Raw genomic sequence first — 22,086 nt, 5'->3', positions numbered from 1 at the left:
TGTTCGGTTGAATTAGGGTTTTTAGCCGTAATTACGTACTCGCCAGGGTTCAGGTTGATGTTCATACGTGCAACACCTTTCTCGTTGGTGTAACGGGTATAGAAAACACCGTTGATGTTGAACTCGACTGCCGTGTTATTGGCTAAAGTGTTACCTTTTGTATCATAGAAGGTAGCATAGTACTGCGTTCCGTTTCTAAACATCTTGGTTATGTTTTCTCCACTGACAGTAGCTTTGATTGTTACGGTTGATTTTACTTCAGAAGCATTGTATTTGGTTGTAACATCGTAAACGCCACTGTTTAAGTTAATTGCCATTGAAGCAACACCTTTATCATCAGTTACTCTTGTGTAGTCGTTTCCGTTAATGTTAATGGAAACGCTTGCATTAGTGACAGGATTTCCTTTGCTGTCAGTTAAAGTAACTGCAAAGCGTTCAGGACCATGATAATACTTTTCTAAGTCCGGAGCAGTAATTACAAAGTAATCGTCACTGATATTGAATGAAACCTCATTGGACTGGCAAGATTTATACGTAGCATTGCCTGCATAAAATGCATTAGCGACATATGATTCTGCTTCCAGATTAGCCAACGTGTAAATCGCTTTAGAATTAGCTATTTGAGCAGTGTAATTTTCACCGTTAACATTGAATATGACTTCACCAGTTAAATCAGACGGACGGACATCAGCAGTTAATGTAACATTATTACCATTAACGGCAAATGATAAAGTAATATTTGTATCAACCGGATTAACGATAATATCAATGCTTGTTGATGCTTCATTGTAGTTATCATCACCAGGATAACTAATTAATGCAGTATCATTAGCAATTAAATCAGAAATTCTGAATACAGCAATACCGTCATCAATTGAAGCAAAGTAAATACCATTGCCAACACGAGCAGAAGCATTACCAGTAGCATTCTCAAAACCTTCAACAACAACAATAGCAACCTGACCAACAGTAATCGGAGTAGTAGAAGCCACTAAAGTCAAATTCTCCTTAGGAATAACAACAATATCAACAGTAGTAAAAGCATTATTATACTTATCATCACCAGGATAACTAATTAACGCAGTTGTGTTTTCAACTAAATCCTGAATTCTAAATACAGCACTGCCACCATTAATTGGAGCAAAATAAACACCATTACCAACACGAGCAGAAGCATTACCAGTAGCATTTTCAAATCCTTCAACAACAACAATAGCAACCTGACCAACAGTAATCGGAGCTGTGGAAGCTACTAAAGTCAAATTGTCCTTAGGAATTACCGGAGCCGGATTAACGATAATGTCAACACTAGTTGAAGCGTTATTATACTTATCATCACCAGGATAACTAATTAATGCAGTATCGTTAGCAATTAAACCGGAAATTCTAAATACAGCAATACCCCCATCAATTGAAGCGAAATAAATGCCATTGCCAACACGAGCAGAAGCATTACCAGTAGCATTCTCAAAACCTTCAACAACAATAATAGCCACCTGACCAACAGCAATAGGAGTTGTAGAAGCTTTTAAAGTTAAATTATTTTTAGCTTTTTCAACATTAAATGAAACCTCATTTGACATGGAAGATTCATAGTTATCGTCCTCACAACAATATTCGGCAACAACAGTATAATCACCCACAGCCAAATCGGTTAAATTCAAGATTGCTTTTCCGCCAATGAAATCAATATAATATTTTTCACCGTTTACTGTAAATATTATCTCACCATATGCATCAGATGGAGTAACAGCTGCCGTTAAAGTAACGTTATTGCGATTTTCAACAAATGCTAAAGTCGTGTTTGTGCTTAGCGGATTAACAGTGACTATTGCAGTAGTAGAATAATCTTCGTAAGTGACATAAGCGTCATAAACGCCAGCATCCAAGTCAAGAAGAATTGAAGATTCACCATCATCATCGGTAGTTCTTGTGTATATAACGCCATCAATTTCAATATAAATATCAGCATCAGCAATAGGATATCCATCTTCAGTTAATGTGACCGTTAAATAGCCATAATCGCCATAATCCATTTCAACATCCTCAACATCCAAAACAATTGAAGATTCACCAATTTCAAAGATTATTTTATTGGAAGTTGAATTAAGATGATTATTATCGCCTCCATAGAATGCCTGAACGGTATAATTGCCAACATCCAAACCCCATAAATCGTAGGTGGCTTCACCGTCACAAATCTCTGAATAATAATCTTCACCGTTAACCGTGAAAATCAAATCTCCATCATCTAGTGACGGTGAAATCATAACGCTCAATATAACTGAATCACTACTCTCTTTAGTGTAGGACAATGTAATCTCAGTAGCTGACGGATTTACAGTAACTGTAGCATTAGCGGAAACGTCCTGATAACTGACAAAAGCCGTATAAACGCCGGCATCAAGATAAATGAACATTGAAGCAACTCCGTCTTCGTCCGTAGTTCTTGTGTAAGTTTCCCCATCAATTTCAATATCAATGTCTTCATAAGCAACAGGGCTTCCGTCATCAGTCAAGGTAACTGTTAAATATTCGTAATCCCCATAATCCATTGTAACGTCATCAACATCCAAAGCGTAGGAAGATTGCTCGATTTCAAAGCTTACTGAATTGGAAGTTGAATTAATGTAATTTTTATTGCCTTTATAGAATGCCTGGACGGTATAATTGCCGACATCCATATCATTTAAAGTGTAAGTGGCTTGGCCGTATTCAACTTTCGAAGTATAGTTATTGCCATTTACAATGAATACGACTTCCCCTGATGCTTGATAAGAATCAATTTCAGCATTTAAAGTCACTGAATCATAGCCATCTTTACTGTATGATAATTTAGTTTCAGTAGCTAATGGATTGACAGTGACTGTAGCATTGGCAAAAACCCCTTCATAACTGACAACTGCATTATAAACTCCCGCATCTAAATTAAGAGACAAATAAGCCCTTCCCATATAATCAGTATATCTGATGTAATTTTTACCACCAATATTAATATTAACCTTTGCATCCTCAATAGGAACTCCATCTTCAGTTAAAGTAATTTTTAAACTTTTATAATCACCATAATCCATTGTGACATCAGGAACTGTAATTTTAATTTTAACAAAGCCTATTAAAAGGGAAATATTCATTTCCAAACCATCATAGGAATCATCGCCAGAATACATAATTATAACATCATATAAATCAGGTGCGTATCCGCTTAAATTAAAAGAAGTGGAACCGGAACTTAAGGTTTGATTAAATAGTTTATCATTAATTTCCAATGTTGCATAGCTTTCATCTGAATACTGATTTGATTCAAATATCAGATAATTTCTATACATATGGATTAAACCAGAATATGTTGGATATTCTCCACCAAAAGTAGAATTTTTAACTGTTAAATCACCAAAACTTTTATCGGGAATGAAAATTACCGGTATGAAGCGACAATCGACATAAGGCATACGCGCATAAGGATTGATATAAATAAGATTATCCTGATTGCAATTCGTATTATTAATAAAGCTTGAATTGATTATGCTAAGGTTAGATACTGCAAAAACTGCAGCAATATAACCATATTCCACATTAACAAAATTATTCACAAAGCTTGAATTTACGACAGTTAAATTACCATTGGAATAAATTATACCTGGATAATCGTCCCAATAACCTCCATCATGAGCTGAATTATGAGTAAAATTTGAATTTACGACTGTTAAATTACCCTTAGAATAAATTGCACCAGCATCCCGACCATAATTATCTTCAAAAATGGAATTGCTTATTTTTAAAGTGCTTGATGAAGAAGAGATAGGTGCATTTCCAGAAGCATCAGTGAAAACACATGAATCAACAGTGAAATTACTGGAATCGCAAGAAATTGGAGAGTCCACAAAAGTTGAATTAACAACCGTGAAATTAATGGAATTAAAGGAAATGCTGGAACTTGAAAAAGTAGAATTGATAATGCTTATTCCAGTGCCACGGATAGTGCCTTCGTCACCACTCCAATAATTTTTAATGAATGCGTTATTTGCAAAACTGCAATCAACAATTCCAATATTGCCATAAGCACACATGGCCGCACCAGAACAGTTTATGAAGCTGGAGCCTGAAGCACTGACATTAGCATCTGAATAAAGGGAGCCTCCCTCATAAGCAGAGTTATGGGTGAAATTAGAATCACTGACATTTAAATTGCCTGCAGCAAAGACAGCACCTCCTGACCCATCATTAGCAAAACAGTCCATAAATCTTGAGCTAACAACAGTGACATTGCCTTCACAATTAATAGCGCCACCACAAAAATTATGGGCAAACCAATCACCACAAGTCCGATCATGCACAAAATCAGAGTTTGCAACATTCAATGATTGATATGAATAGATAGCGCCACCACCGTTAGCAGAATTATCAATGAAAATTGAATCACTAACATCCAAACAGCCTTCAGCATAAACGGCACCACCTCTACCGGTGGCAGAACATTCCCTGAAAGTAGAACCTTTAACAGTACCATTGGTGGCGGCATAAACAGCACCACCGTCATATCCATCCCACCACTTTTCCAGGGTGCGAATATTTTCAAAATTGGAATTTATGACATTTAAAAATTGAGAGGAATAAACAGCACCTCCCCCATAAGAAAATGTATTTGTGAAATTGGAATCGAAGACATTTGAACATGCAGTGGAATAAATGGCACCACCCTTATCCTTTGCAGAACAATCAATGAAATTACAATCCCTAACAACAATATCTGCACCATAGATAGCACCGCCGCTTCCACTGACAGTACAATCTGTGAAATTAGAATCCGTTGCGTATAAAAGTCCGCTAAGAGCATATATGGCACCGCCGTTTTGCCCTTCAAAATTAACGAAATTGGAATTGGAAATTATTAAATTACTATTGTTTAAAGATATTGCGCCAAATTCCTTATAATTTATTCCGTTTTTAAAATTAATATCATGGAATTCGACATTGGCATTTTCAATGTAAAATAGGGCGTTGGCATTAGCCGCATCTATTGTATAGCCATTTCCATAAATCTTGAAGTTTTTTCTAATGAATATTGGAGAATTATCGTCAACATAATCGACATAAGTATAATTTTTATCCAAATCAAATTCACTGCGATGGACATTATTTATGGATTTCTGCAAATCCTTAAATGATGCTGCTGCAACTTCAAAAGCAGCGGTTTTTATGCAGGGTGAAAACACATCATTCCCACTATATTTTACGATTAAGTCATATTTTCCAGGTTCTAAATTATATTTAGAGAAAGATATTGAACCATAAGCCGGAGAAAACAATTCTTCTACGCCATTAATAATGATGCTGATGTTACCCGTAACTTCTTCATTAAATTTTATGTCAATTTGAATTCCATCAAACTTGTAGATTATGGTTTTATTAAGATTTACATCCATATGTGATGAAACCGTAACATTATTCGTAGTCACATTACCTGAATTAAAGTCATTTGGAGAATTATTATCAAAAAGACCGTTTACAATACTTATATTAGCATGTTCTCCAAAGTAAATTGCGCCTCCACCATCCTTGGCAGAACAATCCTGGAAAGTACAATCAACTAAACTGCCCTTACCGTCGGCATATATTGCGCCACCACGACCTCTATATATATTTGCAGAATTTCCAACAAATCTGGAATTAGAAACGTAAAGATTGCTGGTCGAATAAATAGCGCCACCACCCTCGTAACTGATAGAATTGCCTGTGAAATTGGAATCTAAAACAGAAAGATTACCTGTGGAATAAATAGCACCACCACCCTCGTAGGAAGAAGAACCCATAAAATTACATTGAGTGAAACTACCTTCACCGGAAGAGTAAACAGCACCCCCGTTTTCATCGGCAGAAGAGCCTATAAAATTAGAATTCAAAACAGTGATATTTCCAGTGGAATGAATAGCACCACCATATGGACCATAGTTATCTGTGAAATTGGAAGTTAAAACAGTCAGATTACCTGAAGAATGAATGGCACATCCACCATTTTGTGAAAAACTGCAATCAACAACACTTCCTTCACCCTCAATAAAAATGGCACCTCCGATACTGGTATCAGCAGAATTGCCTATGAAATTACAACCATCAATAGAGAAATAACCTCCCGCATAGATGGCACCTCCTCCCTGAGCATAGTTATCTGTAAAATTGGAGGTTAAAACAGTCAGATTACCTGAAGAATAAATGGCACCGCCACCAATATAGTGACCAAAGCCCTCTCCAGTATTGGCTAGGAAAGTACAATTAACAACATCAATATTTTTTTCACCGAAGATTGCAGCACCCCAAAATTCAGAAAAACAATTTAAAAAAGTAGAACCGATAGCAGAGACATTACCTTTCACAGAATAAACGGCACCGCCAACAGACTCTTCATTTTTACAATTTTCAAATTTACAATCAACGAGAGTGACATCACCACCAGAAAAGATGCCAGCACCCATATCGTGAGAAATACAATTTAGAAAACTGGTGCGAACAGCATTGACACTATCCGCATAAACAGCACCGCTACCAGAGCCATGACAATTAGTAATAGTACAATCAACAAGATTAACATTGCCTAAAGAATAAACAGCACCACCATACTCTGCATGACAATCTATTAAGCTACATCCAAAAAGATTAATATCACCAATAGAATAAATTGCACCACCCTCCTCTTCAGCAGAACCATGTTTAAAAGCAATATTCTTCAAAGTTATTGAATCTGAACCAACGTAAAAAATCCTGGATAATCCTAAAGCATCAATAACATGCCCGTTACCTTCAATAGTCAATACTTTATTAACATGTAATCCTCCAGATGAAGCTATAAAATTAAGTTTATAATCCTTTTCTAAAGTTATTGATGAACCGTTTTCAGCATCATCAATCATTTTTTGCAAATCAATAGTATCCTTATCATCCAATGAGACAATACTATCCTCATTGAAAGATACGCTTAAAGTATCCTCGTCAACTGTCTGATTTAAATCGTCTACGGCAGATACGCCAGCTATTGAGACGATGAATAAAATCAAACAAATTAAAAGCAGTATTTTTCGCTTCATAATTCTTACCCATTTTTCAATTAATTAATTGTTCACATTTAGAAGCATTAAAAATGCCAAATGATAATTATACTTTTATTTAATGTTGTATAAAAATATGGTGATATGATAAAAAGAGATTATTTTTAATAGGAAATTGCGAAAAAAAAGAATGGAACTTTCAAAAAATGTGAAAAGAGTGAATATTATTCAAAATAAAAGAAGTTAAGGAAATTAAATTTCCCTAACTTGAAATGGTAACTTTGTTTGCGGCGTTCATGCCGTTATAGCTTGTGGTGATAATGTATTCGCCAGCCATCAGGTTAATGTTCAACCTAGCAATACCGTCATCACCAGTGAATCTTTCATAGAATACACCGTTGATGTTGAAGGTTACTTTCTGAGCAGGATATGCTTTACCCTGACCGTCTAAAATCTTGGCTTCGAACTTGGATCCGTCCTTGTATTTCATTACCAGGTCATGGGTTTCAATAACGGATAAGACCTTGATTTTGTTTGATGCCATTAAACCATTGTACTCGGCAGTAATCGTATATTCACCAGGCTCAAGGTTGATGTTCATTTTAACGTAACCGTCATCATTGGATGTTCTAGTGTAGAATACACCGTTAATGTTCAATTTAACGTCCACGCCCGCTTTTACAGGATTACTCTGGTCGTCAAGTAATCTGAGAGTGTATTGGGAAGCGTTCTTGTAATACTTGGTCAAGTCGTAGTTTTCAACGATTGTAGGCAAAACAGTAATGATGTTTGTGTACATCTCGCCGTTTTCAGGGTTCTTTGCTGTGATTATGTACTCTCCAGGGTTCAGGTTGATGTTCATGCGTGCCACACCGTTTTCATTTGTGTATCGGGTGTAGAAGACACCGTTGATGTTGAACTCAACCGCAGTGTTTTCGGCCAACGTCTTACCGGAAGTATCAACGAAAGCGGCATAGTACTGCGTGCCGTTTCTGAACATCTTGGTGACGTTTTCACCGCTGATGGTTGATTTGATTGTCACTTTTGAATTGACCCTAGTGTCATTGCACTGGGTTAGGACAGGATAGGTTCCACTGTTTAAATTGAGAGCCATTGAAGCCATACCATTTTCATCAGTGATTCTGGTGTAGGTATTTCCATTAATGGTAATATTAACACTAGCATCTGCAACAGGATTATCGTCAGAATCGGATAAATAAACTACAAAGCGTTCAGGACCTTTGAAATACTTGGTGACATCATCCGCCCTAATTGAAACTCTTGGCTGGACAGCTTCCTTAAGCAGTATGGGAGTGCTAATTTCCAAACCGGAATGTTTCTCATCCCCGGAATAGACAAGATTAATGTCATAGACATCCGGTGAAAATCCATTCAAGTCAAAATAAGCCTTACCAGAAGTCAAACTTTCCTCAAAGCTTTCGCCATTGATTTTTAACTTTACATCACCTGTGAGTACTTCATCCTTAACGTTGAATTCCAAAACCTTATTTTTTATGGAAATGAATGGGCCATATAAAGGATAATCATCGCTGAAGGAAGAATCCCTAATCGTGAAATTTCCTGCGCTGGAATCCGGAGAAAATAATGAAATTCCATTAATTTCAAACCATCCAGGGTATGGCGTGTCACAGTCAGTATATATGACTGACCCACCAACTGAATCAGGATTATAGTTATTTAAAAAACTGCAGCTGTCAACAAGCAGATAGGCAGCCCTGCCATTAGCTCCAAACCACACAATTGCATTGCCCATGCCGGCAGAATTATTCGAAAAATTCGAATTGATGCAGACCAGATTATCTCCGAATATAAAAACTGCACCACCAGCATAAGAAGAACAGTTCATAAAACTGCAATCATCAATATTAGCATCATCGGAAAATATGGCGCCCGCCACCATATCAGCTCGGCAATTCACAAAACTACAGCCGCTTAAATCAATAGAATAGGAAAAACTGTTAGGATCCATTAAGATTGCGCCGCCATAAACTGCAGAGCAATCCTCAAAGCTGCATCTCATGACATATGCATAGGCAGGATAATCTTCAGCCTGGTTAAAGATTGCTCCTCCAAGCCCATCAATGCCGACAGCAGAACAGTTTACAAAACTACAATCAGTGAAATTGCCTGAACCTGCACCACCATCTCTGGCAGAACAATTCACAAAACTGCAATTAACAGTATTTAAAGCAAAAACAGCACCATATCTCATTTTTGAATAGCAATTCAAAAAACTAGAGTCACTGACTGTAGCTTGAGCACCATAAACAGCACCACTATAATCATTGGCTGAACAGTTTACAAAACTGCATCCCACAACGTCACAGGCAGCATTAAAGATAGCGCCGCCACTACCTGCAGAACAGTTCACAAAACTGCATCCTGCAACAATGCCACTGCAACTGCGAACATCATATGAAATAGCACCCCCTAAACCAGCGGAACAATCCTCAAAACTGCAGCCATCAACAGTGACATCATAATAATCTACAAAATTGGAAATGAAAATAGCTCCTCCCCTACTGGCAGAACAGCCATTGAAACTGCAATTGGAAACAGTCAAATTAGAACAGTAGCCGTCTGTAAAAATGGCACCGTAATCATCGCCGTCACAATTCACAAAGCTGCAGCCCCTGATGAGGACATTGGAAAAATAGCATTTACAGCTGACAGCACCATAAGGACAATCCTCAAAACTGCAATCACCCACAACGGCAATTTCACCAGAAGAATATTGGTAAATAGAAACGGCATAAGCAGAAGCATTTTTGAAACTGCAATCAAGAATTCTTGAGCCGGAAACACCACCACAATTCACAAAACTACAATTGCCAATATCAGAACCGGAAACACCACCACAATTCACAAAACTACAATTGCCAATATCCACACTGCCGCTTTCACAAGTAATTCCACCATAACCATTTCCGTTAATTGTATATCCATTACCATCAATTTTTAAAGATTTATCGATGATAATGCTTTCATCAGTACTATTTAAACCATAAATATAATTATATGCTAATTCAACAGTGCCTCCATCTTCAACATTATCAATTAACTTCTGTAACTCAGTGAATGAATGATATGTGGAATCAACAATAGAAAGAGTTAACAAAGTATTACAGGAGGTATAATGTGCATCCCCATCATAAGATACATTGATAGCATAGCTACCTGCAGGAAGATTTCCTAAATTCAGATTAATATAATAATCATTCAAATCAAAAATTTCTTCAGTATTATTGAATTTGACTGTGACATTTCCCGTAGCATCAGTTATAACACCAAAATCATTGTAAAAAATCATGCAAACGTTATTATTATAATTCGCACTTCGATTTAACTTGATTGAAAAGGGAACATTGATATTGCCAATATCCTCAGGAGTATTGTTTATAAAAATAGAATTGATGGGATCGAATGTTTTATATCTATCAACCAAAATAGCTCCGCCACAATTAGCGGAATTATTCACAAAATAAGAATCTGCAACCTCCTGATAATTAAACAAATAATATGAGTTGAAAACATATACTGCACCGCCACTATTAGCTGAATTATTTACAAAATTACATTTTTTAACACTTAAACTATTCCCCGAATAAATAGCGCCGCCTTCAGAAGCCACACAGCCTACAAAACTAGAATTATAAACATTCAAATTAGCAAGTGACCTAATGGCACCGCCTTGAGAAGCTACACAGCCTACAAAACTACAACCAATAATGTTGCCCCGTTGCATAGAAATGGCACCACCCCTTTCATCAGCGGAATTATTAATGAAATTACAATTTGTTACTTCACCATCATCCGAGAAGAAAACCGCACCACTGCGATAAGAAGCAGAATTATTAATGAAATTACAATTTTCAATACTACCCGCAGACATGTAGATTGCGCCACCATAACTATACTCACGAGTCACTTTATTATTGGTAAAATTACAATTGCTAACAGTTAACCTATCTGAATTAGACTTAATAGCACCACCATCATCACTTGAAAGACCATTCTTAAACGCAATATTATTCAAAGTTACTGTTTGCGAACCAATATTGAAAATTCTTGATTGGCCTAAAGCGTCAATTACATGCCCATTACCATTAATAGTTAATGCCTTATCAATAATTATGCCGTCATCTGAAAAACCGGAATCATACTTATAATCATTTTCCAGTACAATTGTCGAGTTCTCATTGGCATCATCAATCTTTTTTTGCAAATCCGTGAAAGTACCTTTATCTGGACTTCCAACAACAACATCATCACTTAAAGATATGCTTAATGCATCATCATCCGTTTGATTCAAATCATCTGTCGCTGAAACAGCAGCCATTGAGACCATGAATACAAAACAAATCAGAATTAAAAATTTCCTTTTCATAATTTTTACCTACTTTTCATTTAAATATAGTAAAAATTCTATTAAAAGAGTTATTTATATTATGGTGATTTGAAAATTGAAAAGTTAAGGAAAATCAATTCCCTAACTTGAAATGGTAATCTTGTTTGCGGCGTTCAATCCGTTGTATGTTGTGGTGATAATGTACTCGCCGGCCATCAGATTGATGTTTAAATGGGCAACGCCGGTTTCGTCAGTTACCTTTTCATAGAAAACACCATTGATGTTGAAGGTTACCTTTTGGTTGGCGCAAGGCTTGCCCTGACCGTCGAGAATCGTTGCGTTGAACTTGGATCCGTCCCTGTATTTCATGGTCAAATCATCGGTTTCGATAACTGAGAGAACCTTAATCTTATTTGAAGCCATAAGGCCATTGTATTCTGCTGTGATAACGTATTCTCCAGGCTCCAGATTAATGTTCATGTTAACGTATCCCGTGGCGTTGGAGCTTCTTGTGTAAAACACTCCGTTGATATTGAATTTAACATTAACGCCGGCATTAACAGGATTTCCCTTATCGTCAAGCAGTCTTATAGAATACTGGGAAGCGTTCCTGTAGTACTTAGTTAAATCGTAGTTTTCAACGATTGTAGGAAGCACAGTAATGATATTCGTGTACATTTCAGTTGAATTCGGGTTTTTGGCCGTTATGATGTACTCGCCGGGGTTTAAATTGATGTTCATTTTGGCCACGCCATAACTGTCAGTATATCTGGTGTAGAAAACGCCGTTTATGTTGAACTCAACAACAGTGCCTAAAGCCAAAGCATATCCGTGAGTGTCAGCAAAAGCCGCATAGTACTGCGTTCCGTTTCTAAACATCTTCGTTACGTTTTCGCCTGAAATCGTTTTCAATACAGTGACCTTTGATTTGACGGTCAAGTTCCCATAGGTAGTTGTCACGTCATAAATCATGCTTGGAAGGTTTAAAGCCATTGAGGCAACGCCCTTTGAATCGGTTGTGCGGGTATAGTTGACTCCGTTGATTGAAATCGTGACGTTGGCGTTTGATATCGGATTTCCCTTATCGGTTAATGTTACAACAAGCCTTTCATCGCCGCCGTAATACTTTGTGACATCGGGAACGTCAAGAACTGTCGTCACCGTGTTTTCAAGAGTTATTGAGCATCCGAAACCGTAATAATCAGCGCTTACAACTCCGTCATTAATATTCGTTGAAGTGAAAAGAATTTCCTCATCATTTGAAGCCGTGCTTTTATTTAAAACTCCGTTTTGTGAGGTCAACTTAAAGCGGATATCTGCAAAGTCCTCATCGTAAAACGGTGTGAACTGGCCTGAGGCGTCATCATATGAGTCAAAGAAAAAGACCACCGTTGAGTTTTTCCTTTCATCGAGCTTTAAAGGATTGGCAGCAACTTTTAAGACAAGCCAGTTGTCCACTTCGCTTCCGTAATATGTGGCAACGATAACCGCAGGCTTTCTTGAATAGTCATTTAAAGTGTTTCCGAACCAGCATGACTCGATTGTATTTTTTGCGCATTCGATTAGTATGACGTTTTTGCTTGAGATGAATACGGAATTTTTAACCTCAAGCCAAAAGTCGGAATAGTATCCTTCCATGACTGAAATTGCGCTTCCCCTGTCGTCATCTGCAAGATTGTTTATGAAAACGCTTGAATCTATAATTGCGTTTCCGGATAATGCGCCTCCCATGCCCGCTGAGTTTTCGATAAATTTGCAGTCTTTAATTGTGAGGTTGTCGCAGTATATGGCTCCTCCAGCCCTTGCCACGTTGTTAATGAATGTGCAGTTTTCTATTAATCCCTTGCCGAAGGAATATGTGGCGGCATAAATGGCTCCGCCCTTTGCGGCTTTTCCTGAGATGACACGGCCGTTTGAAGCCTCATTTGAAATGAAAAGTGAATTTTTGATTGTTAAGTTGTCATAAAATGAAGCTATAGCTCCTCCGGTTCCGGCACCGACCGCTGAGTTTGACTCAAAAACGCAGCCGTCGATTGTGAGGTTTGTGTATGATGAGTAAATAGCGCCGGCAAATGCGTCCATAAGGCGTGAATCCTTTCCGTTGATGAACTTTATATTAATGAGCTCGACATCTCCGCCTCCGCTGACGTATAGAATCGTTTTCGTTGAGTTTCCGTCTAAGGTGAATCCGTTTCCGTTAATCGTAAGTGACTTGTTTACGAAAAGGGACTTGTCTTCAATTGAGTAGTTCTTTTCCAAAGTAATTTCAGAGCCTTCCGGTGCTGCATCGATTATTTCCTGCAGTTCGCCGAAAGTTCCTTGATTGTCACCTAAATTAACGTCTTCCTGAGATATTGCTAATGTCTGGTTTGAATCGTCTGCAGCCGAAACGGCAGCCATTGAGACGATAAAAACAAAAACTATTAGAATTAAAAATTTGACTTTCATGAATAAAAGTCTGTTAAAAATGATATAAATAATTTGATTTAATAAAAAAAAGAAGTTAAAGAGTTTTAATCTTTAACTTGAAATTAACATTTTCTAAGGTTGTACTGTAACGGTATTCGTATGCATTTCTTCTGAAACAGGGTTTTTGGCTGTGATTTCATACTCGCCTGGGTTTAAGTTGATGTTTAAAAAGGCAACGCCTTCACCATTAGTGTATCTTTTATATAAAACACCGTTTATGTTGAACTCAACTTCAGTATTTTCAGCCAGTATATAGCCGTCGGTACCGTAAAATATTGCATGATACGGTGTTGCATCGCCGAACGTTTTGATAAGGTCTGCACCGGAAACAGTAGACATTACTGTAATCGTTGAATCGGCACTTGCATCCCCGTATGTAACCGTTACATTGTACTCGCCGCTGTTTAAATTTATAGCCATTGAAGCGATTCCGTCTTCATCGGTGGTTCTGACGTAATCCTTACCATTGAGGTTGATGTTTACATCGGCATTGGCGCGGACTTTGCCGTCTTCGGTGAGATAAACCTTAAAGCTTTCAGAACCGTGATACATTTTAGCCAAAGCAGGAGCTTCAATAAATGCCTTTACAAGAGCGATATTGTTATTTACAAAGCTTGAGTTGGTGACATTTGATAATGCCAGATATGCCCATACAGAATCGCCCTTATCTGCAGAGTTGTTTTCGAAGATTGCGTGATCGATATTGCAGATTCCGGATGAGTAGACTGCGCCTCCTCTTGAAGGCTGCATTTTATCCATGCTTGAAGCGGAATTGTTCGTGAAATTTGAATTTTGAATGTCTACCTCTTCAGCTGAGACTGCACCGCCTAAAGAATATGTAATCGGATTATCCCAGCTTTTTGAACCTAAAATGTAATTATCTTCAAAAATAGAGTCGCTGATGAATACCTTGCCTGCACGGACAGCTCCGCCATGAACATATACTCCGTACATCTCATTGTCCCTAAATTCGGAATCTGTAATGTTAACGGTGCCTGTTGCATATATTGCTCCGCCGTAAGCCCCATAAGCTGAAACGAGATTGGAAATAAAGCTTGAATTAATGACAGTCAAATTGCCATCACAGCAAATGGCACCGCCTTCGCAACCGTCATAGTTCGTAGAAGAGATATAATTATCTTTAAAGGTTGAATTAATGACTTTTAAATCTCCACAGCAGTAAACTGCACCGCCTGACATGCCAAAGTAAGAATATAACTTATTATTGTTGAAATAAGAGTCAGATATAAGCGCGTTAGTACCGTTAATGAAGAGTGCCCCGCCTCTTAAATCAGACCAGTCAGGCAGCATATTACCTATGAACTGACATGAGGAAATGACTGCATTGTTTCCGTAAACGGCAACGGCTCCGCCAGCATCTTCTGAGTAATAAGCTCCGGTGAATGTAATGTTTTGCAATGTGACATTATCTGAGCGGACATCAAATATCTTGCTGCCGTTTCCAAAAATCATATGGCCGTCACCGATTATGGTGATGCTTTTATTAATCTCAACCCGATAATTATCATCATTACCTCTAACATAATCTTTTGTTAAACAAATGACATCTCCGGAAGTTGCATTGTCAATAATCTTTTGTAAATCAGCAAATGATCCTGATTCAGCATCTAAAACTCTGAAACTTCCCGTGGCAATAGCCGGTTTGAAGTATTCGTTTTCAGGATATGTTGCTGTTACATCATATAATCCGACAGCTAAATCTGATAACGTTAAAGTGGCTGAACCGTTTACAATATCAAGAACTCTTTCATCATCGTTAATGCGCACGGTCACGTTACCGAATATGTTATCGCAAAAGCTTACAGCAATTTTAACGCTTTCATTAGTCTTTAAAAGAGTCGGATTGATGTTTAATCTCATTTCAGGGTCGAATTTTACCAAAGCGACATCATTGTTTGTGAAACTGCAGCCTGAGATATCTGCATTAAACGCATAAGCCCATATTGCAGAGCCCTCTTCGGCAGCGTTATCCTTAAATTCGGATGAGCGAACAGTTAAACTGGCGTTTGAATAAATCGCACCGCCTTTGCTTAAGCCATAGTTGACAACCAGCATAGTATTGTTATTGAAAACGGAATCTGTAACTGTCATGTTTGCATAAGTGCAGATTGCACCGCCCCTTCCTTCATCAGCCAGGGCGTCAAAATAATGGAGGACATTATCCCTGAAATTACAGCCGGAAATAATGAGATTGTCACCCGTATTGTATATTGCTGAGCCGACATCATTCACATAGCCGTTGATGAAAGTGATATTCTTTAATGTGACATTATCGGAGGTTATCTGGAATACTCTACCGTAAGAGCATGCATCGATTGTATGGCCCTGTCCGTCTATTGTAATTGATTTGTTTATGTAAATATCATCTACATGGGCAGGTTCGCCATCAACATAAAAAATGCCCCTTATTACATCATTGTCCAAGTATATTGTGTCACCTTCAGCCGCAGCATCGATTTTCCTTTGAAGAGTGGAGAAAAGATCCTTGTTTTCAATAACCGGCAATACAGTAATGTTGTTGGATGCTCTTAAACCGTTGTATCCGGCAGTAATTACATAATTGCCCGGTTCGAGATTAATGTTCAGTCGGGCATAGCCTGATTCATTGGTATAACGAGTGTAGAAGACCCCGTTGATGTTGAACTCGACACCAACATTGGCGCCTACAGGATTTCCATCGCCGCCAAGTATTTTAACTGAATACTGTGAACCGTCCCCGTAATACTTGACCAAATCATGGTTTTCAACGATTGAAGGCAGCACCGTAATGACATTTGTGTATTGTTCACCTGTAGAAGGATTTTTGGCCGTAATTATGTACTCCCCAGGGTTTAAATTGATGTTTATCCGAGCAATGCCGTTTTCATTGGTGTATCTCTTGTAGAAAACACCGTTTATGTTGAACTCGACTTCAGTGTTTAAAGCCAAAGTCTTGCCTTCATTATCATAGAAAGTAGCGTAGTACTGAGTGCCGTTTCTGAATATTTTGGTTATGTTTTCACCTGAAACAGTAGGCTTTACCGTAATCGTTGAATTGACCCTATAATATTCATATTTTATAATGACATCATATTTCCCGCTGTTTAAGTTAATGGCCATTGAAGCAACACCATCTTTATCAGCAACCCTATAGTAATCCACACCATTGATTGAAAACGTGACTCTAGCATAAGGAATAGCAGTACCATTACTGGTCACTTTAACAGTGAAGCGTTCAGAACCATGATAATATTTGACCAAATCCGGCGCATCAATTTCAAAAGAGGCGTTTACAAGAGTATAGTTATTGTTGATGAAAGTTGAGTTCTCGATGCTTGCGGCAGCTTCATACGCCCACAGAGCTTCACCGTCATCGGCAGAGTTATTTATGAAGTTAGAGTTTTCGATACAAGTAATGTCATGTGCACCGATAGCGCCGCCGATACCTAAGAGATTTTGATCACCATTTGAAGCGGAATTGTTTATAAAGTCACATCCATGGATATCAACCTTTTCAGTAAAAATAGCGCCTCCTTCAGCATATGGCGGGACATATGAATCGGCTTTAACATAATTGTCCGCAAATACGGAATTATTGGCATTAACAGACCTTGCATAGATTGCTCCACCAGCAACAAGATAACCTGATAGGAAATTACCTGTAAAATTGGAATCTGAAACATTAACAGTGCCTGTTGAGTATATGGCACCCCCCTGAATCCCATTACTACGACCCCCATTGGAAATAAAATTGGAATTAGCAACCTCCATATCGCCGTCACAGTAAATGGCACCGCCAAGATGACTATCCCAACAAGAGGGACTATTATCTTCGAAACTGCAATCATTAACAGTCAAATGACCTCGAGAATATACAGCACCACCATATCCCTCAGTACCACCGGCACCATTGGAAATGAATCTGGAACCTACAAGATTCAAATTACCATAACAATTTATTGCTCCACCAGCACTACTACCACCATAAACATCATTGCTTTCAAAAAATGAATTGATAATCGTTATGTTTCCATTACCGGAAATTGCACCACCATAAGCTTTACCAACAGCTGAGGAAATTGAGTTATTTGTGAAAATGCAATCCTGAATAATTGCATTTTCTGCACAGATATCAATAGCAGCACCGTAACTATGAGGAGGAACTTGATAGGTCAAATACCCATTGATGAAAGTGATGTTTTTCAATACGATATTATCACATTCAATTTCAAATATACGTCCATTATTTTGAGCATCTAATGTGTGTCCGTTACCGTTGATTGTAAGGGATTTGGTAATTGACATTCCCCAAGATTCACCGGACACATAATCGTTTTCCAGATTGATTTCTGATCCATCAGGAGCTTCATCAATCATTATCTGCAAATTACTGAAAGTATCAGCACTTTCCAAAATTTCACTTTGATTTAAATCATCCGAGGCCGAAACGGCAGCTATCGAGATGATAAAAACAAAACTTATTAGAATTAAAAACTTTTTCATGATTTTCCCCCAATACTTAATTATGAATAAAAGTCTGTTAAAAATGATATAAATAATTTGATTTTAATAAAAAAGGAAGTTAAAGAGTTTTAATCTTTAACTTGAAATAGTAACCTTGTTTGCAATGTTTGCTCCATTATAGCTGGAAGTAATAATGTATTCGCCAGCCATCAGGTTGATGTTAAGCCTAGCGATGCCCTCAGCATCTGTAATCCTATCATAGAAAACCCCGTTGATATTGAAGGTGACAGCCTGTCCTGCATAAGGCCTGTCCTGACCGTCCACCAGGCTGACATTGAATGTGCTTCCATCCTTGTAGGACATTTTCAAATCACTTGCATTCAAAACAGGCAATACTGTGATATTGTTTGAAACCCTGCAGCCATTGAATTCGGCAGTTATGATGTATTTACCCGGTTCTAAATTAATATTCAGTTTAACATTACCATATTCATCGGAGATTCTTTCATATAATACTCCGTTGATGTTGAAGGTGACTTTCTGGTTGGAAATATCCTCGCCCTGAAGCCTTACAGCATACTGGGAATCGTTTCTGTAGTATTTTACCAGGTCATGATTGTCCGTGATTGTAGGTAAGACCGTGATTAGACAGGATCTCATATCGCCGGTTACCGGATTGGTTGCCGTTAAAATGTATTTTCCCTGATCGAGATTGATGTTCAGCTTTGCAAGACCACTACCATCGATGTCTCTTGTGTAGAAGACGCCGTTGATGTTGAAGCTTGCCTCGCCGTCCTCCAGAGGATTGCCGTCATAGGCCAAAAACCTGGCATAAAAGGCATGTGAATCCCTGCAATACTTCACCATGGCATCATCGCATTCAATGGTTGAAGGAATCCAAAGAAATGCGATTACCTTTGCCGGCAGATATTCATCATCGGCTTCAAATGAGAGGACAGCCGAATAATCGCCGCTAGGCAGGTTGATTGCAATTGAGGAAGAGCCATTTTCATCAGTTGTCCTGTTGTACGTGACACCGTTGATTTTAATGGAAATCGTCTTATTCTTCAATGGATTGGTGTTAATATCCGTTAAGTTAAAGTACAGTCTTTTATTTGAAGCAAATGAATCAAAAGCCTCAACGTTAATGACTGTCCTGTTTCCGGTCATGTTATAATCCGCAGGATAGACATTGAAAGTCTGGTTGATGATTTTGGGATTATAGGTTTCATCTCCGTAAAACTCTAAAGTGAATAAGTATCTGCCCGCATTTAACGGGTAATTGAAAATTGAAGCATCCGGAGGAATAATGATTATGCCGTCCTTGAAATGAAATCCTAAATCATATGCAGGATAGCTTTTAAGTGACGTATCGTTTTCATATTCCCAGATTTCCGCTTCGCCTACAGCCTCATCGTAGTCTTCAATATCAGTGGAGATGTTGAAATAGACCACAACATCATCTGCGACGAAAACATCATCGACAGACATTGTAAAGTTAACATCCTTTTTATCAGAGTCTTTTAAAAGATTATCTTCGTTTATTTCTCCTTTTTCTGAATCCTGGAAAGTGAAATCATCACTTAACTCCAGCGTATCCCCATTATTATCGGCCGAATCCTGCAGGTGAGCGAATGAATCATCCGCACTGACTGCGCTAAGCGATAAGAATAGGATAAGAATAGTAATTAATAGCAGTTTTTTGATTGACATGCCTAATTATATGTTTTTGGTGATATAATAAACTAATTGATAAGGCGATTTGTAATGTAAAAAAAGAGTAAATTAAGTGTCTGTCTATCTTTAGAAAGACACTTGTTTTTAGATTTAGTCGTTGGACAGGTTGTCGAAATATCCCTGAATAAATACGACAGGAGTTCCCTTGTCTCCGGAACCGCTTGTGAGGTCACATAATGAACCGATTAAGTCAGTCAATACCCTTGGAGTGGTTCCTTCGGTAATCATCTGGCCGGTTAAGTCCTTGTCCTTGTTTCTGATTTCTTCTTTGATTGCTTCTTTCAATTCGTCACCTTTTAAATCAGCAAATTTGTTGTCAGAAACGTATTTGAGCTTGATTTCGTTTGGAGTTCCTATAAGTCCGCTTGTGTGTGCAGGTGAAACTACAGGGTCAGCTAGCTCCCAGATTTTTCCAACAGGATCCTTGAATGCTCCGTCACCGTAAACCATAACCTCGATTTGCTTTCCGGTTAAGTCAATCAGTCTTTTTTGAACTTCATTGACTACTGCATCGCCCGTTTTAGGGAAGAGCTTTAATTTTTCTTCTGTAGCTTTATTAGAACCTAGTAAACCATAGTCAGGGTTGCATCCTGAGTCACCGACAGGTTCGGTTAAAATCTGGTGCAGTCCAAAGACGTTTGCTCCCTCATCCTTGAGGGTTTTAACTGTTTTCTCCCTTGTGTGAATGTCACAGGTTAAAATGTCCGTGTTGTAGTCAAGGATTGTCTTTATGTCGTTTGAGAATACGAATTCGACTTCACAGTCTTCCTCTTCTATGAGTTCACGGTAAAAGTCAATCATGTTGATTCCGGTGAACGGGTGAATCCATGAGCCGAAGGTTTCAGTGTACTGTTTTTCTGTGATAACGCTTCCCAAGTTGTATTCGCTTTCGTTTAAGAGCTCTTCATCCAATATTCCGTTTCCGACCTCATCTGCCGGGAAGGAAGTCTGCAATGTAATCTTATCCATTCCTCTTGCAATACCCTTTAAAACGATTGAAAACCTGTTCCTGCTTAAAATCGGGTTTACAACACCAATGTTTTTGGACGGGAACTTGCTTGCTACATCTTGAGCGATATCATCGACGGTTACATAGTTTCCTTCTGAAATTCCTACAACCGCTTCGGTGATTGCAACGATATCCTTGTCTCTAAATTCAAATCCTTCACTTTCCTTTGCAGCCATAACTGAATCAACAACAATTGTTGGCAAATCATCGTTTTCCTTAACGATAGGCGTTCTTATTCCACGTATGACAGTACCCACACATCTCATTTTAAATTACTCCTAGTTAATCATAAGTTTATAGTCGGAAAATTATTTCCAAACCTATTTACTTTATATTGCTTTAATTATTTATATGTTGATGATTTGATTTTTGGGTGATGAATATTGTCTAAAAAAAGAGATTAAATAGAATTGAAAAAAATCTATTTAACTAATGAAACAAGGATTTCCTTATTCGGAGCAAACAATTCAACCAGTTTGCCGTCCTTAATGTAGTCAAATGTTACTCCATCGTTGTATTGTGCAAGGAATCCGTCAACATCGTTGATTTTTTCAGATGCACTGCCGTTTTGAGGAGTGTATGAATCTGCTTTCATCTCCTTGTCGCCGTAAACGACTTTTACGATTACGCTGTCATCGCCTTTGTCGAAACGGACCTGAGATATTTTAAAGCCCGGAAATGCGTTTTGGTCAGTGTCGTTTCCGACTAATCTGGCACTTTCGTTTTCCTTGTATCCATCAGGGATTGTAAATTCAAAGCCCTGTATTTTAACCTTGTTGTTGTCTATACTGACGTCTCCGCCATTTGTATTGCTTTCGGAACTTGAACTTGAACCAAAGCTCCAGCTCCAGCTTTCATCTGCACTTACTGCGCTGAGAGATATGCAGACAGCAAGCAAGATTACTCCAATCAATAAATATTTTCTTTTCATTTTTTCACCTGTTAAAGTTTCTATGATTATATATGAGGCATTTTTATAATAAATAATTAACCGC

At 38.0% G+C, this 22,086-nt stretch carries 7 protein-coding genes; all 7 read right to left on the bottom strand.

The features are described 5' to 3' along the window. Nucleotides 1–7,082: Ig-like domain-containing protein (locus tag F3G70_RS02250; protein WP_149731099.1), on the bottom strand; the 7,082-nt coding region annotated here is incomplete at its 3' end. A 223-nt stretch (nt 7,083–7,305) separates the two neighbouring features. Continuing rightward, nucleotides 7,306–11,412 carry a hypothetical protein gene (locus F3G70_RS02245; protein WP_223165984.1) on the bottom strand — a complete coding sequence of 1,369 codons (4,107 nt, stop codon included), beginning with the start codon at nt 11,410–11,412 and terminating at the stop codon, nt 7,306–7,308. A 141-nt stretch (nt 11,413–11,553) separates the two neighbouring features. Then, nucleotides 11,554–13,860, bottom strand: coding sequence for a hypothetical protein (locus F3G70_RS02240; RefSeq protein ID WP_149731097.1), 2,307 nt, complete (start codon nt 13,858–13,860; stop codon nt 11,554–11,556). Nucleotides 13,861–13,953: 93 nt separating this feature from the next. After that, the gene (locus F3G70_RS02235; protein WP_149731096.1) at nt 13,954–18,384 is read right to left on the bottom strand and encodes a hypothetical protein; all 4,431 of its coding nucleotides are present in this window, start codon (nt 18,382–18,384) and stop codon (nt 13,954–13,956) included. Between the two features lie 96 nt (nt 18,385–18,480). Then, entirely contained in the window at nt 18,481–20,058 is a 1,578-nt protein-coding gene (locus F3G70_RS02230; protein ID WP_149731095.1) for a hypothetical protein, read from the bottom strand. A gap of 114 nt (nt 20,059–20,172) precedes the next feature. Continuing rightward, a complete protein-coding gene (locus F3G70_RS02225) occupies nt 20,173–21,357 on the bottom strand; it encodes a coenzyme F420-0:L-glutamate ligase (protein ID WP_149731094.1) in 1,185 nt (394 codons plus the stop codon). A 155-nt stretch (nt 21,358–21,512) separates the two neighbouring features. Beyond that, nucleotides 21,513–22,022: a hypothetical protein gene (locus F3G70_RS02220; protein ID WP_149731093.1), complete on the bottom strand. Its 510-nt coding sequence runs from the start codon at nt 22,020–22,022 to the stop codon at nt 21,513–21,515. Nucleotides 22,023–22,086 lie beyond the last annotated feature (64 nt).

Origin of the sequence: Methanobrevibacter millerae, from assembly GCF_900103415.1 — an archaeon.
GTDB lineage: Archaea > Methanobacteriota > Methanobacteria > Methanobacteriales > Methanobacteriaceae > Methanocatella > Methanocatella millerae.
Note: the sequence above shows the minus strand (reverse complement) of the source record. Positions and strands in the feature narration are given on the sequence as shown.

What these genes read in the sequence shown, in the direction of transcription:
- F3G70_RS02220 (WP_149731093.1), bottom strand. Translation starts at nt 22,022, where the DNA reads ATGAAAAGAAAATATTTATTGATTGGAGTAATCTTGCTTGCTGTCTGC.
- F3G70_RS02245 (WP_223165984.1), bottom strand. Translation starts at nt 11,412, where the DNA reads ATGGTCTCAATGGCTGCTGTTTCAGCGACAGATGATTTGAATCAAACG.
- F3G70_RS02230 (WP_149731095.1), bottom strand. Translation starts at nt 20,058, where the DNA reads ATGTCAATCAAAAAACTGCTATTAATTACTATTCTTATCCTATTCTTA.
- F3G70_RS02225 (WP_149731094.1), bottom strand. Translation starts at nt 21,357, where the DNA reads ATGAGATGTGTGGGTACTGTCATACGTGGAATAAGAACGCCTATCGTT.
- F3G70_RS02235 (WP_149731096.1), bottom strand. Translation starts at nt 18,384, where the DNA reads ATGAAAAAGTTTTTAATTCTAATAAGTTTTGTTTTTATCATCTCGATA.
- F3G70_RS02240 (WP_149731097.1), bottom strand. Translation starts at nt 13,860, where the DNA reads ATGAAAGTCAAATTTTTAATTCTAATAGTTTTTGTTTTTATCGTCTCA.